A 13,561-nucleotide genomic window follows, 5' to 3' on the forward strand; every position below is an offset into this window, starting at 1 on the left:
CGTTATCTCCCGATCAGCTGCCGCGGATCATTCGGTTGCCAGCGTCGGAAAGGTCCTCGGCGGCTTTCATCATCTTCACCTGGGTTTCGAACAGGCGGTTCAGGCTCATGGTCGAGGCCAGCTCGTCGATCGCCGAGACGTTGCTCGACTCGAGGAAGCCGCTGACCAGCCGCACGTCCTCGCTCGGCTGCGCCGGCTCACCGTCGCGGGTCACCAGCAGGCCGGCCTGGTTCTTCGTCAGGTTGGCTGCCGGCACGTCGACCAGGCGGATGCGGTCGACCTCGGCCATCATCCAGTCGCCGGGAGCCATCACCGAAACGGTGCCGTCATTGCCGATTTCCATGCGGTCGTACTCCGGCAGCACAATCGGGCCGCCCTCGCCGAGTACCGCGCGACCGTTAAGCGTCAGGCGCCCTTCGGCATCCACCTGCATGCTGCCCTGGCGGGTGTAGGCCTCGCCTTCGCCGTCCTGCAGCACGATCAGGCCGGTGCCCTTGACCGCGAAGTCCAGCTCGCGACCGGTGGCCATCAGCGGGCCGGCGGCCAGACTGACGCCGTTGTTCTCGATCAGCGCCATGTGCCGGCTGTCATAGCCGTAGCCTTCCACCGCCACGGCCTGAGCGCGTTCCAGATCGGCGCGAAAGCCGGGCGTATTGACGTTGGCCAGGTTGTTGGAGCGCACCTGCAGCGACATCATCGTGCGGCTGGCGGCCGTCATCGCGGTGTATCCCAAGCGATCCATGGGTCAGCCTCAGATTGCGTTGAACAGGACCTGGGTCAGTTCCTTGTTGGTGGAAATGACCTGAGTGTTGGCCTGGTAGTTACGCTGGCCTTCCATCAGGCCTACCAGCTGCTGCGTCAGATCGACGTTGGAGCTTTCCAGCGCACCGGACGCTAGAGTGCCGTACTGACCGACACCCGGGGCGCCGAGCATCGCCGCGCCGGAGGCAGCGGTTTCGGTCCAGGCGGTGCCGCTGATGTTCTTCAGGCCTTCGGCGTTGACGAAGCTGGCCAGTACCACCTGGCCCTGCAGCATGCGCTCGCCATTGGAGTAGCTGGCGTAGACCTTGCCGTCCTTCTCCACGGTCATGCCGGTCTGCTCGCCGGCCGCATAGCCGGTGGCGCGGTTGTTGGTGACGCTGAACTCCGAGCCGTACTGGCTGGTGCCGCTGTAGTCGAGCTGGATGGCCAGCGGGGCCACGCCACCGGTCAGCGGAGCAGCCAGTGGCACCGTACCGATCGGGGTGGCCAGCACGCCGGCGGTGTCGAAGGTCAGCGCCTGCGGGGCGCCCGCCAGGGCTGCGCCGTCGACGTAGTAGTGGGCATTCCAGCTGTTGTCGCCAGTCTTGACGAAGTACTGCGTCAGGGTGTGTTCCTTGCCCTGGGAGTCGAACAGCTTGGTGGTGTAGGTGGAGTTGTAGCTGTCCGCCGCCAGCGGGTCGAAGGCCACGGTCGGCACCTGCTGGTTCGCGTCCAGGTTGGCGACGAAGCTCAGCGCATCGGTGGCGCGGGCCGGGATGCCGCCGGAGCGCAGCTGCAGGTCACCGACGGTACCGGTCTGCAGGTTGCCGGTGGCGTCGGCGGGATAGCCCTGCAGGCGCTGGCCGAGGCTGTTGGTGATGTAGCTGTCCTTGTCGGTGCCGAAGATGCCGGCACGGGTGTAGCCGACGTCACCGTTGCTGGCGCGGGTGACGAAGAAGCCGCCACCGGAAATGGCCAGATCGAGGGTGCGGTTGGTCGAGGTCAGGGCGCCGCCCTGGCTGATGCTCTGGGTGGTGCCGATCACTTCCACGCCCATGGCCTGGGTTTCGGCATACAGGCTGCCGAAGTTGGTGCGCGAGGACTTGAAGCCCACGGTGCCGGAGTTGGCGATGTTGTTGCCGATGGTGTTGAGTTGCTCGTTGACGGCGGACAGGCCGGTCAGGGCGATATTGAAGCTCATGGTTGCGTCTCGACTCTGCTGGATGGAGGTTCGGTGGCTGGCCGCCGCGCTCAGGCGCTGCCGGTACCGAACTCGAGAATGTTGTAGAACGGCACCGAGCCGACCCCTTGGATCTGCAGCACAGGACCCTCGGCGCTGACACGCACGTTGCCGACCGTGCCGGCGACTTCCACCTGCGGGAACTCGCCGTTGTCCGACTCGATCACCACGCTGTACTGGCCGGCCGGCAGGCCGAGGCGCTGCGGATCGATATCGAACGGCACCTGTCCGGGAGAGCGGGCGCCCAGTTCGATGGTGGTCTTCAGGCCGTTGGAATCGGTCAGCACCACCGCTGTACGGTTGGAGGCATGCGCCAGGGTGAATTGCCCCTGCACTGGCTGGCCGGCCAGCTGCAGGCTATCCACCGCCACCCGCACCTGCTGACCGACCAGGCCGGCAGCGGTCAGGGTCTGCAGGTTGTCCATCAGCACCAGATTGTTCTGCGCCAGGCTGGTCATGTTCTCCATGCTCTTGACCTGGGACATCGCCGAGAACTGGTTGAGGAACTCGGTGCTGTCGACCGGCTTTGTCGGGTCCTGATACTTAATCTGGGCGACCATCAGGCTGATGAAGTTGTTCTCCATCGTGGTGGCGTCGCTGACGTTCACGGCGCGCTTGACCTGATCGATCGTGTTGCCGGCCAGGCTGGCGTCCAGCGCGGAGTTGACGCTACTCATCAGACTTCTCCCAGGCGCAGCAGGCTCTGCTGCATGCTCTTCACACGGTTGAGCACCTCGACACCGGTTTCGAAGCTGCGAGTGGCCGACATCATGTCGGTCATCTCCTCGATTTCGTTGATATCGGGGTAATAGACGTAGCCTTCGCCGTCGGCCAGCGGATTGCCCGGCTCATAGCGACGCTTGGGTTCGGCGCCCGAGGTAACCACGTCGAGCACCTGCACATGGGCGCCGCCCAGGCCGACGCCGCGGGTCAGCGAGTTGTTCTCGTACACCGCGGCGAACATCGGCTTGCGCGCCTGGTAGACGTCGGCAGGGTTGTTGGCCGCTGAGTCCGTATTGGCCAGGTTGCTTGCCACGGTATTCAGCCGCACGGTCTGCGCGTTCATCGACGAACCGGCGATGCGGTAAATGGAATCGAATGACATCAGCGGCCCTCGATGGCTTGCTTAAGGCCACGAAATTTCATGGTCAGGAAGGTCAGGCTGGTCTGGAAATCCATGGAATTGCGCGAAAACTGCGCCTGCTCGACCGACAGCTCGACGGTGTTGCCGTCCTGCGAGGCCTGGGTCGGTACGCGATAGAGCATGCGCGGGTCGCTGCCAGCGATGCTCAGGCGCGACGAGGCGCCATCGTCCAGGCGCTGCATTTCGACGCCAAAGTCGATGTCGCGGGCCTGAAAGCCCGGGGTGTCCTCGTTGGCCAGGTTCGCCGCGAGGATCTCGCTGCGCTGCATGCGCAAACCCAGCGCGCGCTCGTGAACGCCGATGGCGTCGTCAATCCGTATACTCATTCGCCGATACCCTTGAAGCATGAGCGGTGTGATAACCGACCATCGCTTTTGCAGCATTCGTGCCGGCCCGCTAACGCATAGGTAACTCGTTGTTTTCAATCAATAAAAACGCAATGCAACGGCGCATCCTCAACACCCTGCTTCCGCATCGAGCGCAGCGTGACGACGGAAGCGGAAAACGCACTTCCGCCTGGGCGATCCTGCTGTTGTTGCCAGGGCTGGCCTGCGCACAAGGCGGTGCCGATCTACAGATCCGTCAGGCCGTGGACCAGCACCTGCACGCTGCGCTGCAGCGCGAAGCGAAGCGGCAGGACTGGCAGGGCGCCCGCCTGACCCACGACACCAGCCTGCCGGCCAGCGCCGCGCGACTGCCCGAATGCGGCGAGCCGCTCCAGATTCGCGAAACAGGCGGCAGCCAGTCGCTGCTCGATCGTCAGCGCCTGACCATCCGTTGTGCGCAAGCGAATGGCTGGACGCTGGAAGTCACCAGTCAAACCAGCGTGTGGCTGCCGGCGGTGCATGCCCAGGGCATCATCGAACGCGGGCAGACGATCGGGCGGGACGACCTCAAGCTCGAGCCGATCAATATCGGCAAGGCCCAGCGCGGTTATTTCAATCGCCTGGAAGAGGTGCAGGGCATGGCCGCGAAACGACGCATCCGCGCCGGCCAGACACTTACCCCATCGCTGCTGGCGCAGCCACTGGCCGTCAAGCGCGGCCAGCCGGTAAAGATCGTCGCCAGCCAGGACGGCATCGAGGCATCCACCAGTGGCGAGGCACTGAGCGATGGCCAGCCGGGTGAGGTGATCCGGGTACGCAACGTACGCAGCGGCAAGGTGATCGATGCGCAGGTGGTGGAAGATGGCGTGGTGACCAGTACGTTCTAGCCGTGACGCTGTATGCGCCCCATCGGCGAACTCTTCCTGATCGCACAGGCCCGACGTGAGCAGGCCCGGCCCTACGCATTCCAAATGCAAACGCCACATCGAAAAATTTTGACGTCAGGATTTAATCCTTCGCCAGGTGCTGTCGCCTTACCCTTTCAGCAGGCAGTCAAGCCAGCTCCTAACAGCCCAATCGCACGAAGGATGATCACCATGGCTCTGTCCATTCACACTAACTACTCCGCCCTGACCACCAACACCGCACTGAACAAGTCCAACAACGCACTGGCCACCAACCAGCAGCGCCTGGGCACTGGTCTGCGCATCAACAGCGCCGCCGACGACGCTGCCGGCCTGCAGATTGCCACTCGCCTGAACGCACAGAGCCGTGGCATGGGTGTTGCCATGCGCAACACTGGCGACGCCATCTCCATGCTGCAGACTGCCGAAGGCGCGTTCAGCGAGATGACTGACATCATGCAGCGCATGAAGGATCTGGCCACTCAGGCTGCGAACGACACTAACAGCGACGACGACCGTACCTCCCTGAAGGCCGAATTCGACGAGCTGGGCAAAGAACTAACGAACATTGTCGACAACACCAAGTACGCTGGCGAGGCCCTGTTCGCCGCAGGTGGCAAATTCACCGCGGCCATCACATTCCAGATCGGTGCCAGCAGTGCCGAAACTATGGAGCTCAACGCCAGCACTAGCCTGACAGCCGTCACCACCGCCATCACCACCGTCAAGGCAGAAGCCCTCGACGACGCCACTAATGCCGGCAGCGCCATAGATGAGCTGGAAACTGCTCTCGATGCGGTCGGCAGCATGCGCGCCACCCTCGGTGCCAACATCAACCGCCTGAACCACACCAACAACAACCTGGCCAACATGAAGGACAACACCGAGATGGCCAAGGGCCGGATCATGGATGCTGACTTCGCAGTAGAAAGCGCCAACATGAGCAAGAATTCCATGCTCATGCAGTCGGGCATCTCCATGCTCAAGCAAGCCGGCCAGATGCCAGGCATGGTCATGGGCCTCCTGGGCTGATGATCGCTGGGTCGGCCAGCACATGGCCGACCTGACTCGCTGCAATGAAAAACGCCCCGACTGGTTCGGGGCGTTTTTGTTCGTGCGTTAGAAACACCGCCATCCGACTAATGGCTATTACCGATCAAAACCCCAAAAAACGCACTAGCGCTCCCCTCCAAAGCCGCGCACGACGCGACCTCCAGCGACTTTCAATAGTGACTACCAGGTCGAAAAAGCACCTAAAGATGTCACATGGCCATCATAGACGACAGCTATGAGCCTGATTAGTTCTCTTGTAAGTTCAAAAAAACGGCGTCAACATACTGCCTACTGGTTCGCGTTTTACTATTGCTCGCTATCACACTAATACCATCCGCTTCTCAGGGCACCATGACTTCATCTCTGACCATGAAGGCCACCGATGGCACTGTCTGTCCGCTCCTGAAGAGTGGTCGCGAAGGCTGCCTGGTTCGCTTCGATCGCTCCCTCTATCAGCTGTCGCTTTCCACCGGCGATGCGGTAGAAAAAGTAGACCTTGGATTTTCCGGTAGTCGGGTTCTGGAACGCCTGCTGCAAGTGCCCGGCGAGGTCGTTTCGCGCGAGGAACTGCTGAGCTACGCGTGGCAGGAACGTGTGGTTGGTCAGGGCAGCCTGAACCAGCAGATCTACACCCTGCGCCAGGTGCTGGGCGATGCTGACAGCCAGATCATCCAGACCCTGCCGCGCCGGGGCTACCTGTTCAACCCGAACTACCTCGTCAGCGTCGAGAATGCCCCGCTGCAACCTGCTCCGATACACGCCGAACAGCCTACGACGGCACTGCCGCTCCCACATCAGGCACCGCGGCGCTCTACTTGGCTCGCGCCGACGATGCTCGGGACTGCTGTAGCGCTACTGCTGGGGATCGTCGCTTTGGGGTATCGCTTCATGCATGCGCCCAAGGGTTCGCTGACCTACACCCATTCCATCGGCCAGCTCGAAGTGCTGTACGTGGAAAAGAGCCAGCAGATGCTGGACAAGATGATGCAGGAGACCCGCCTGCTGGTGGCCAGCGTTGCCGGCATGAGTTCGCGTCCGGGTCGCCTGATCGTGAACATGTCCCCAGGCTTCTACGAGCTGCGCTGCCTGCAAAACGATGGCCGGATCAACTGGCTGAAGGTTCACCGTAGCCAAGTGAACGCGATTCCGAACGAAACACTGCAAGGGTGTCTGCGATGAATTCCTCTTTCGAGACCGGCACGGCGAGCAAACGCATGCTGCGCGTGATGGTGCCGACTGCATTGGCGCTATGGGCCTTCGTTGCGATGGGCACGACCACCAACTACAGCGCCAACCTCGACGGACGATATTCCTCGACTGGCCAGGTACTGCTTAGCAATGGTCAGCTGTCTCCGGTCAGCCAGAGCGTGGTGTTCACCGACGGTCGCTTCTATTCCATGACACGCAACAGCGAAGCCATCGCCGAAGCGTCCGGCCGGGTCGAAACCGATTTTCTCGGTCGTGCGCGACTGATCGTTGAGCAAGGCGAGATCAGCGGCTTAAGCGCTGCCAGCGAACTGGATGACGAGCTGATCTTCAATCTGTTCTATGGCAAACACAAAGGTGCACGCATCACCCTGGAGCAGGTGGGCGCCTGCCTCTATGGCATCGAAACACAACAGGTCTACTGCGCCGATCATCTGGTTGCTCATCGCTGACACCAAGCAGCGCACGGGCAGCCGTGCGCCGCGTGCGATGATCAAATCCCGGCGCCATCCGGGCCGCTGTAGCTGGCGCCCTTCTCGGAGAAACGCACCTTGCCGTAGCTGTCGCCGAACAGCTCCTTGTATAGCGACTCCGCCGAATCGGTCAGCAAAAGGATTTCCACCCGTCTGTTGGCACCGTCTTCCGGCGTATCAGGGCGCAGGGGCATGACGTCCGCCTGCGCGGTAACCTGCAATACCGACCGACTCGGCAAGCCGGCACCCACCAGCACGTTGCGCGCACGCAAGGCGCGGTCACCGGACAGATTCCAGTTGTCATAGCCTGATTGCAGCCGGTACGGCGTGGCATCGGTGTGGCCGCTGATGATCAACTTGTTCTCGACCTTGGCCAGCACGCCAGCCAGCACACCGAGCAGCCGCGCGAAATGCGGATTGAGCACGGCGCTGCCGCGCTGGAACATGAAGCGTTGCTGGTCATCCTTGATCAGGATACGCAGCCCCTGCGGCACCACGTCGACTTCCAGGTTCGCCAAGGCATCAACCTGCCCGGCAACCTCCTGCATCAGTGCCGCCAACGCCTGCAGCTCGGCCGTCGAAGCATAGCGGCGGCTGCCGACCTCGGATGTTTCGCCCTCCCTTCCCGCAGTCTCGACACGCTGACGCTCTGGCTCATCCTCATCCCGCGCCTGTCGCACCGGCACGCCATCGAGTTCCAGCGGCGAGGTGCTGGTGCCATCGAAGATCCCGGCACCGCCATCGACCAGCGGATTGCTCTCCTGCTCACCGAAAGCCGGATTGGTCAGGTTCATCTGCGGCTGAATGATCCACAGCACCATGAACAACGCCATCATCGCCAGGGTGAAGTCGGCGAAGGCCACCTTCCAGGCACCGCCATGTTCGTCGTCGTGGCCCTTCTTGCCGCGACGCTTGATGATGATCTCGTGCTCGCCGCCTGCGCCGCCCTTGCCTCTGCTTCTCATGCGGCGTCCCTTTCTTCCTCATACTGGGTGACCCATTTTTCCAGCTGGCGGAAAGCGGGCTTGACGTCCTGCTCGATCAGCTTGCGGCCGGCGTCCACCGCCAGCAGCGTGGGCTTGCCGGCAACATGGGCGACCAGCGTGGTGCGTACGCATTCGAGCGCCGACAGCTCGGTCTTGATGCGCTGGCTCATGGCATTGGAGAGAGGCTCCATCAGGCAGTAGCAGAAGAAGATGCCGAGAAAGGTGCCGACCAGCGCCGCAGCCACATGAGCGCCAATTTCCGCGACGCTGCCGCCGATGCTGCCCATGGTGATGATGATGCCCATGATCGCCGCGAGAATCCCGAAACCCGGCATCGCTTCACCGATCTTGTGCAGCGAACGCGCCGGCTGCAGCAGGGCGTGTTCCATGGCTTCGAGTTCCTGCTCGAGGAAGCCTTCCAGCTCATGGGCCGTGATCTTGCCCATGGCCATCAGGCGGAAGTTGTCGGCGATGAAGGCCATCAGGTTCTTTTCCTGAAGGATCAGCGGATAGCGCAGGAACAGGTCGCTCTGGTCAGGCTCCTCGATGTGCGAATCGAGCACCTTGAGGCCGCCCACGTCGACCATCTCCAGCAGTTCATAAAGCAGCATCAGCAACTGGCGCTGGAATTCCTCGCCGCGGCGCTGGTAGGCGAAAACGCCCTTGATCTGATGCAGCATCTCGATCAGCACTTCTTTCGGGTTACCCACGACCAGGCTACCGAGTGCCGCGCCGACAATGATGACGACCTCGGCCGGCTGCCAGAGCATGCGCATGTCGCCGTTGGCCATGGCGTAGCCGCCCAGCACGCAACCGATGATGATGAACGCACCTATTACTTTCTGCATGACGTTACTGACTTCTCTCGGTTAGGAATCGGCAGGCCTTGCCGATTGCCTGTTTGCTCAACTGACAGACCCGGGCATCGCTGACTTCCAGCACCAGGGCAATTTCTTTCAGGCTCAGTTCGTGCTGGTAGTACAGCGTGAGCACCAGCCGTTCGCGCTCGTCCAGCCGCGCCAGCGCCTGTGCAAGCAGGCGCTCCTTGATCAAACGCTCCTCGAACAGCTCGGCAGTGTCGGGGAAATGTTCATGGCCGCTCTGCAACAGCTCATCGAGGCTCTCGATGGCTTCGGACGAGTCGGCCCAGAGGAAGGCCTGGTAATCCTTTTCATTCAGCCCGGTGAATGCCTTGATCTCCTCGTCGCTGGGGCTGTGGCCGAGCTGACGGGTGAGCTCGCGAATTGCGTCGCGCACCTTGTGCGCCTGCTGTCTGACCTGACGTGGCCGCCAGTCCTGACGGCGCAGCTCATCGAGAATGGCGCCGCGGATGCGCAAGGCGGCGAAGCGGCCGAACTGCTCGTCCGGTTCGCCGTAGCGGCGCAGGCCTTCAAGCAGCCCGATCATGCCGATCTGCTCCATGTCCTCGCGGTCGAGCACCTGATTCGCCTGCAGCGAAAGCTGGCGCACGATGCGCTTGACCAGTGGCAGATACTGCATCAGCCAGCGCTGTTCGGCGCCCGGAGCGAATAGAGCGGGGCTCGCCGGGCTGGCGGCGTAGTAGTCGACGGAACAGGTGGCGTTCATGGCGCGGGCCTTTATTGAACGATCATCTTGTTGACCAGGACATGGCGGAACGGCACCACGGCATTCTTGCTGGCAAAGTCGGCGAACAATGCTTCCTCCAGACGTGTCTGCAGTTCGCCAATCGGCATGGCGCGCAGGTCGGCGAACTTCAGCCCAGAGAGGTAGCTGACCACCGAGTTGCGCACCAGCGGCTCGACTTGCTCGAACTTCTTCGGCTCGTCCGATGCCTGCGCCTGCAACGCCAGGTCGAGCACGAAATAACGCTCGCGGCCATCCCCTCGCAGGCTGACGATGACCTTGGATACCGGATAGAACTGGTACTCCACCGGCTCGATGGTTTCGGCGACTACCTCGCCGCCAGCCATGCCGGGCTTGAGCAGCCAGTAGGCGGCACCCACCCCACCGGCAACGGTGATGACATTGAGGAGCAGCATCAGAAGAACCAGACGGGGCGTCGACATAACCAATTCACAATCCTGTAGTTGAAGTTGAGCCGGTCAGACCGTGACCAGTACATCGTTGCCGCGACCGGCCGAACGCCCGGTTCCAGCCCCTGGCACGGCTGCGCTCGCCGGTGTGGTTGCGGCGAGTACCGCATCGCCTTGATGCCCTGGCTGCGACTGACCCTGACGGCCCGACTGGCCGTCGGCACCAACCTGCACGTTGACCTGTACGAAGTGCTGCGCCACCAGCTCCTGGCGCAGACGGTCACTGGTCTGCTGCAGCAGGCGCGCCACATCTGCATGGGCTGCACTGAGCTGCACGGTGAGGCGACCGGACTCATGGCTGAGATGGATCTCCATGCTGCCCAGCTCGGGCGGGTCGAGGCGAATGGTCGCGCTCTGCTGACGTTGCTGCAGTTGGATTTCGACGTGTTCGCGCAGCGCGTGGAGCATCTGCTCGCCCCACTTGGCCTCCGGTGCTTGCAGCTTGAGCAGGCGTTCGGCGCCCTGAGCTACGCTGCTAGCCGGGCGATCAGACAACAGCGGCACTGACTGGCTGCCATCATCAATGCTGGCGAGTTCCCGCAGTTGCTCGACCGGCAGGTCTGCGCCGAGATCGCTTCCTGCTGCACCGACGGCCAGCAGGCTCAACGCTGCACCGGGCTCGATGGCCGGACGCACGACCGGTGCAGCGGGCATCAGCCGGTCGGCGAGCTGCTCGGTCGCTTGCTGGCCCGGCAGGCCAGCGGGCAACGGGGTCACCCGGCCCTGCGATTGTGCTTCGATGACCTCGGCGGCCTGGCCATCTGGCGCGGCGTCTGATGGTTGGGGCGCCACTGGCCAGCCCAGTTGAACCGCCGCCTCACGTGCCTGAACCTGCACCTGCTGCTGATCGAGCATACCCAGCAGCCACTGCTCGGCCGGACCTTGCTCGGCAGCTTCGTCGATACCCGCCTCGGCAACCATTTCCACAAGCGCGGACGGCAACAGCGGGTCCTGCTCCGCCGGGAGCTGTGGCAGCGTATCCATGTCCAGATCCGCGGCTGCACCCAGCATGCGCGCACGAAAATCTATGGCGAAGCCGGTTTGGCCGTCTGCCGCTCGCGCAGCCGCATGACCGCTTAGCGAGGCCGGACGCGGCGGTTGCGTCAACGCTTCCGCCACTGCGGCTGGGGCCGAAGCCGAGATCAACTGCATCACCTGCCGTCTCCCGCCTGGTACATGTCGATTCGTTGATAGGCCGAACGCCCTTCGGCGTACTCCAGGTGATTCACCAGCAGCAGGCGCAAGCGCTCGCACTCCTCGCCACACGCCTTTAACGCCTGCCCGTGCAAGCGCTTGAGCTGCTGCCTGGCGGCCTTTACAGACTCATCCTGCGGCACGCGCGGGAGCTGTTCGAGGCATTGGCGGATCGCCTGGTCGACCTCGCCAACAGCGCGCCAGTCCTGGGCCTGCACTGCCGCGGCCAGCCGTCCGTGCAACGCCCGCAAGCGCTGCTCATCACTTGCGTGCGGCACTGACACCCTCCCAACCTTCACGCAGGGTGCCAAGCAGGTTCACCACCTCGTCCAGCCCTTCCAGCGACAGCGTCACGCTGACGTCGGACAGGCGGTAGATGCAGTACTCGTAGAGCCGCGCCAGTCCCTGCACGACTTCGCCACCGCCTTCCTCATCCAGCGCGCCATTGAGACCGTTGAGGATGTTCATGCACTTTTCAAGCGAGGCGCCCTTCTGCTGGTAGCGCTTGTGCTCGATGTGGCCGCGCGCGCGGGCCAGCTCGTCGAGCAGGCCATCCATCAGCACCAGCACCAGCTCATAGGGCGACGCCGAAGCGGCACGCGCCTCGAGATCCACCGCGCGGTAGCTGTCGTAACTGTCGTTGGGGAGGTAGGTCATCAGAACATTCCGAAGGTCTGCTCCATGTTCTGCATGGTCTGCATCATGGAGGTGAACTGCTTGAGGTAGCGGGAGTAATGGCTGTCGTACTGCTGCTGCAGCTTGTCGAACTGCTCGTTGGCGCGCCGCAGGTTCATGTCCAGGGTGTCCATGCGGTTCTTCAACATGCCGTTGGTACTGGAGGTGTAGCTGGCGACGGTCTTGTCGATGCTGTCGAGCAGGTTGTCCTTGCCGGTGAACAGCGCTTCGAAACCGGCTGGATCCTTCGCTACGGCGGCTTCGAAGCGAGCGGTGTCGATGGTCAACTTGCCGTTGCGATCGGCGCTGATACCAAAATTGATCAGGCTGTTGCCGCCGAAATCGGTACGCAGCAGCGTATTCAGGCGACCTTCGATGGCGCGCACGCTGGAGTCGCCCGCCAACACACCGCGGGCGCTGCTGTCGCTGCCGCTGGCGGTCAGTGAATCGAAACTGGTCATCAGGGCGTTGAAGGCATCGACGAAGCTCTGCGCCTTGCCTTTGGTGGCACTCTTGTCCTGGTCGATGTTGAGTGTCAGAGCCGCATCACCGTCCTTGTGCACCTTGCTGACCGACAGGCTGACGCCCTCGATGACGTTGTCGAAGGTGTTGCTCGAGCTGGTCAGCTCGATCCCGTCTGCACCATTGAAGCTGCCACCCATACGAATGCGCGCATCGGCCGCGCCTGACAGATCGGTGGTCGTGCCGCTCGAATCGGGGCTCAATGAAACAGCGAACGCATTGGCGGCGCCGCTTTCGGCACTGGTCAGCACCAGGTTGACCTGGCCATTGCTGCGCACCAGCGTGGCCTGCACGCCGAGGTAGGCAGTGGCGTTGATGGCCTTGGCCGCGTCGTCGAGAGTGGCGTAGCCGCTCAGATCGAAATCCTGCCCCTTGAGCGTCAACGTGCCGCTCAGGCTGCCGTCGACTAGCCCCTGCACCGCCACCTGCTGTTTGCTGGCCAGCTGCTCGACATAGAACTGATAGCTGCCGGCCTGCGCCTTGGCACCGACCGTGGCACTGACGTAGCCCTCCTGGCTGGTGGTGGCGCTGTTGACCAGCATGGTCGCCTTGCCGGTCTTCAACCCGGAGACGGCGGACTTGAAGGTCGTCAGGGAGGTGCGCAACTTGCTCAGCGCATCACGCTGAGTCTTGTAGTTGCTTTCGTTGCGATTGAGCCGGTCCAGCGAAGACTGAACTTCGTAGGTCGCCAGCTGCGTCGACATCTGCTTTATGTAATTCGAATCTATCGCCATTACCGATCCCCTTCCTGTGCTCTGTAGAGCAAGTTGAGTGCCAATTCACAAATGGTTGATTTATAAGCGTTTTAATCCACATGACGCAGAAGAAACGCTTCCGCCTGGCAGCCTTATGGGGAAACGGGGAAATGCCGTTTCCGCCTGGCTATGCGGCGCAACATCTCTGGGTAAAGGCGACGGTTTGAGGGGGAGCGCTTAAGGCGCATTGCAAAATATCGGCGGGAAGGTTGAGAGACTCTCGCCGATGGTCCTCGGGCGCTCGTGCGGAGCCCAACCCGGGCGCT

At 62.5% G+C, this 13,561-nt stretch carries 17 protein-coding genes; 4 read left to right on the forward strand and 13 right to left on the reverse strand.

The genetic code is table 11. The annotated features are described in order from the left end of the window. Window positions 1-13: 13 nt before the first annotated feature. The 5 genes from flgF to flgB are packed head-to-tail and all read right to left on the reverse strand — an operon-like array spanning window position 14 to window position 3,451. Window positions 14-742 (reverse strand): flagellar basal-body rod protein FlgF, encoded by a 729-nt coding sequence (flgF, locus tag SM130_RS21090; protein WP_102826609.1) that lies wholly within the window; start codon window positions 740-742, stop codon window positions 14-16. 9 nt (window positions 743-751) lie between these two features. After that, window positions 752-1,942 carry a flagellar hook protein FlgE gene (gene flgE, locus SM130_RS21095; RefSeq protein ID WP_102826608.1) on the reverse strand — a complete coding sequence of 397 codons (1,191 nt, stop codon included), beginning with the start codon at window positions 1,940-1,942 and terminating at the stop codon, window positions 752-754. A 50-nt stretch (window positions 1,943-1,992) separates the two neighbouring features. Further along, complete coding sequence (locus SM130_RS21100) at window positions 1,993-2,658, reverse strand: flagellar hook capping FlgD N-terminal domain-containing protein (protein ID WP_102826607.1); 666 nt, start codon at window positions 2,656-2,658, stop codon at window positions 1,993-1,995. After that, complete coding sequence (flgC, locus tag SM130_RS21105) at window positions 2,658-3,086, reverse strand: flagellar basal body rod protein FlgC (RefSeq protein ID WP_015278783.1); 429 nt, start codon at window positions 3,084-3,086, stop codon at window positions 2,658-2,660. Before flgC ends, SM130_RS21100 begins: the two co-directional genes overlap by 1 nt. Continuing rightward, complete coding sequence (gene flgB / locus SM130_RS21110) at window positions 3,086-3,451, reverse strand: flagellar basal body rod protein FlgB (RefSeq protein ID WP_102826606.1); 366 nt, start codon at window positions 3,449-3,451, stop codon at window positions 3,086-3,088. Before flgB ends, flgC begins: the two co-directional genes overlap by 1 nt. A gap of 113 nt (window positions 3,452-3,564) precedes the next feature. On the opposite strand from flgB, the gene flgA reads away from it, so the two are divergent. From flgA to SM130_RS21130, 4 genes are all read left to right on the forward strand, one after another. Then, window positions 3,565-4,338 carry a flagellar basal body P-ring formation chaperone FlgA gene (gene flgA, locus SM130_RS21115; RefSeq protein ID WP_102826605.1) on the forward strand — a complete coding sequence of 258 codons (774 nt, stop codon included), beginning with the start codon at window positions 3,565-3,567 and terminating at the stop codon, window positions 4,336-4,338. A gap of 210 nt (window positions 4,339-4,548) precedes the next feature. Then, complete coding sequence (gene lafA / locus SM130_RS21120) at window positions 4,549-5,388, forward strand: lateral flagellin LafA (RefSeq protein ID WP_102826604.1); 840 nt, start codon at window positions 4,549-4,551, stop codon at window positions 5,386-5,388. Between the two features lie 372 nt (window positions 5,389-5,760). After that, entirely contained in the window at window positions 5,761-6,588 is an 828-nt protein-coding gene (locus tag SM130_RS21125) for a transcriptional regulator (protein WP_102826603.1), read from the forward strand. After that, complete coding sequence (locus SM130_RS21130; RefSeq protein ID WP_102826602.1) at window positions 6,585-7,067, forward strand: hypothetical protein; 483 nt, start codon at window positions 6,585-6,587, stop codon at window positions 7,065-7,067. Before SM130_RS21125 ends, SM130_RS21130 begins: the two co-directional genes overlap by 4 nt. A 41-nt stretch (window positions 7,068-7,108) precedes the next feature. Here the strand turns inward: SM130_RS21130 and SM130_RS21135 are convergent, their stop codons facing one another. The 8 genes from SM130_RS21135 to fliD are packed head-to-tail and all read right to left on the reverse strand — an operon-like array spanning window position 7,109 to window position 13,274. After that, complete coding sequence (locus tag SM130_RS21135; protein ID WP_102826601.1) at window positions 7,109-8,053, reverse strand: OmpA family protein; 945 nt, start codon at window positions 8,051-8,053, stop codon at window positions 7,109-7,111. Then, window positions 8,050-8,922, reverse strand: coding sequence for a flagellar motor stator protein MotA (gene motA / locus SM130_RS21140; RefSeq protein ID WP_102826600.1), 873 nt, complete (start codon window positions 8,920-8,922; stop codon window positions 8,050-8,052). Before motA ends, SM130_RS21135 begins: the two co-directional genes overlap by 4 nt. Window positions 8,923-8,926: 4 nt before the next feature. Continuing rightward, window positions 8,927-9,661, reverse strand: a complete 735-nt coding sequence (locus tag SM130_RS21145; RefSeq protein WP_102826599.1) for a FliA/WhiG family RNA polymerase sigma factor — start codon at window positions 9,659-9,661, stop codon at window positions 8,927-8,929. A gap of 11 nt (window positions 9,662-9,672) precedes the next feature. After that, entirely contained in the window at window positions 9,673-10,122 is a 450-nt protein-coding gene (locus SM130_RS21150; RefSeq protein ID WP_102826598.1) for a flagellar basal body-associated FliL family protein, read from the reverse strand. Between the two features lie 36 nt (window positions 10,123-10,158). After that, window positions 10,159-11,301, reverse strand: coding sequence for a flagellar hook-length control protein FliK (locus SM130_RS21155; protein ID WP_102826597.1), 1,143 nt, complete (start codon window positions 11,299-11,301; stop codon window positions 10,159-10,161). Next, entirely contained in the window at window positions 11,301-11,621 is a 321-nt protein-coding gene (locus tag SM130_RS21160; RefSeq protein WP_102826596.1) for a hypothetical protein, read from the reverse strand. The genes SM130_RS21155 and SM130_RS21160 overlap by 1 nt, the downstream gene beginning before the upstream one ends. After that, window positions 11,605-12,000, reverse strand: a complete 396-nt coding sequence (gene fliS, locus SM130_RS21165) for a flagellar export chaperone FliS (protein WP_102826595.1) — start codon at window positions 11,998-12,000, stop codon at window positions 11,605-11,607. The genes SM130_RS21160 and fliS overlap by 17 nt, the downstream gene beginning before the upstream one ends. Then, window positions 12,000-13,274 carry a flagellar filament capping protein FliD gene (gene fliD / locus SM130_RS21170; protein WP_102826594.1) on the reverse strand — a complete coding sequence of 425 codons (1,275 nt, stop codon included), beginning with the start codon at window positions 13,272-13,274 and terminating at the stop codon, window positions 12,000-12,002. Before fliD ends, fliS begins: the two co-directional genes overlap by 1 nt. Window positions 13,275-13,561 lie beyond the last annotated feature (287 nt).

Source organism: Stutzerimonas stutzeri, from assembly GCF_038561965.1.
In the GTDB taxonomy this organism is placed as follows: Bacteria; Pseudomonadota; Gammaproteobacteria; order Pseudomonadales; family Pseudomonadaceae; genus Stutzerimonas; species Stutzerimonas stutzeri_AA.

Coding starts and splice junctions, on each gene's coding strand:
- flgF (WP_102826609.1), bottom strand. CDS start 742: ATGGATCGCTTGGGATACACCGCGATGACGGCCGCCAGCCGCACGATG.
- flgE (WP_102826608.1), bottom strand. CDS start 1,942: ATGAGCTTCAATATCGCCCTGACCGGCCTGTCCGCCGTCAACGAGCAA.
- SM130_RS21100 (WP_102826607.1), bottom strand. CDS start 2,658: ATGAGTAGCGTCAACTCCGCGCTGGACGCCAGCCTGGCCGGCAACACG.
- flgC (WP_015278783.1), bottom strand. CDS start 3,086: ATGTCATTCGATTCCATTTACCGCATCGCCGGTTCGTCGATGAACGCG.
- flgB (WP_102826606.1), bottom strand. CDS start 3,451: ATGAGTATACGGATTGACGACGCCATCGGCGTTCACGAGCGCGCGCTG.
- flgA (WP_102826605.1), top strand. CDS start 3,565: ATGCAACGGCGCATCCTCAACACCCTGCTTCCGCATCGAGCGCAGCGT.
- lafA (WP_102826604.1), top strand. CDS start 4,549: ATGGCTCTGTCCATTCACACTAACTACTCCGCCCTGACCACCAACACC.
- SM130_RS21125 (WP_102826603.1), top strand. CDS start 5,761: ATGACTTCATCTCTGACCATGAAGGCCACCGATGGCACTGTCTGTCCG.
- SM130_RS21130 (WP_102826602.1), top strand. CDS start 6,585: ATGAATTCCTCTTTCGAGACCGGCACGGCGAGCAAACGCATGCTGCGC.
- SM130_RS21135 (WP_102826601.1), bottom strand. CDS start 8,053: ATGAGAAGCAGAGGCAAGGGCGGCGCAGGCGGCGAGCACGAGATCATC.
- motA (WP_102826600.1), bottom strand. CDS start 8,922: ATGCAGAAAGTAATAGGTGCGTTCATCATCATCGGTTGCGTGCTGGGC.
- SM130_RS21145 (WP_102826599.1), bottom strand. CDS start 9,661: ATGAACGCCACCTGTTCCGTCGACTACTACGCCGCCAGCCCGGCGAGC.
- SM130_RS21150 (WP_102826598.1), bottom strand. CDS start 10,122: ATGTCGACGCCCCGTCTGGTTCTTCTGATGCTGCTCCTCAATGTCATC.
- SM130_RS21155 (WP_102826597.1), bottom strand. CDS start 11,301: ATGCAGTTGATCTCGGCTTCGGCCCCAGCCGCAGTGGCGGAAGCGTTG.
- fliS (WP_102826595.1), bottom strand. CDS start 12,000: ATGACCTACCTCCCCAACGACAGTTACGACAGCTACCGCGCGGTGGAT.
- fliD (WP_102826594.1), bottom strand. CDS start 13,274: ATGGCGATAGATTCGAATTACATAAAGCAGATGTCGACGCAGCTGGCG.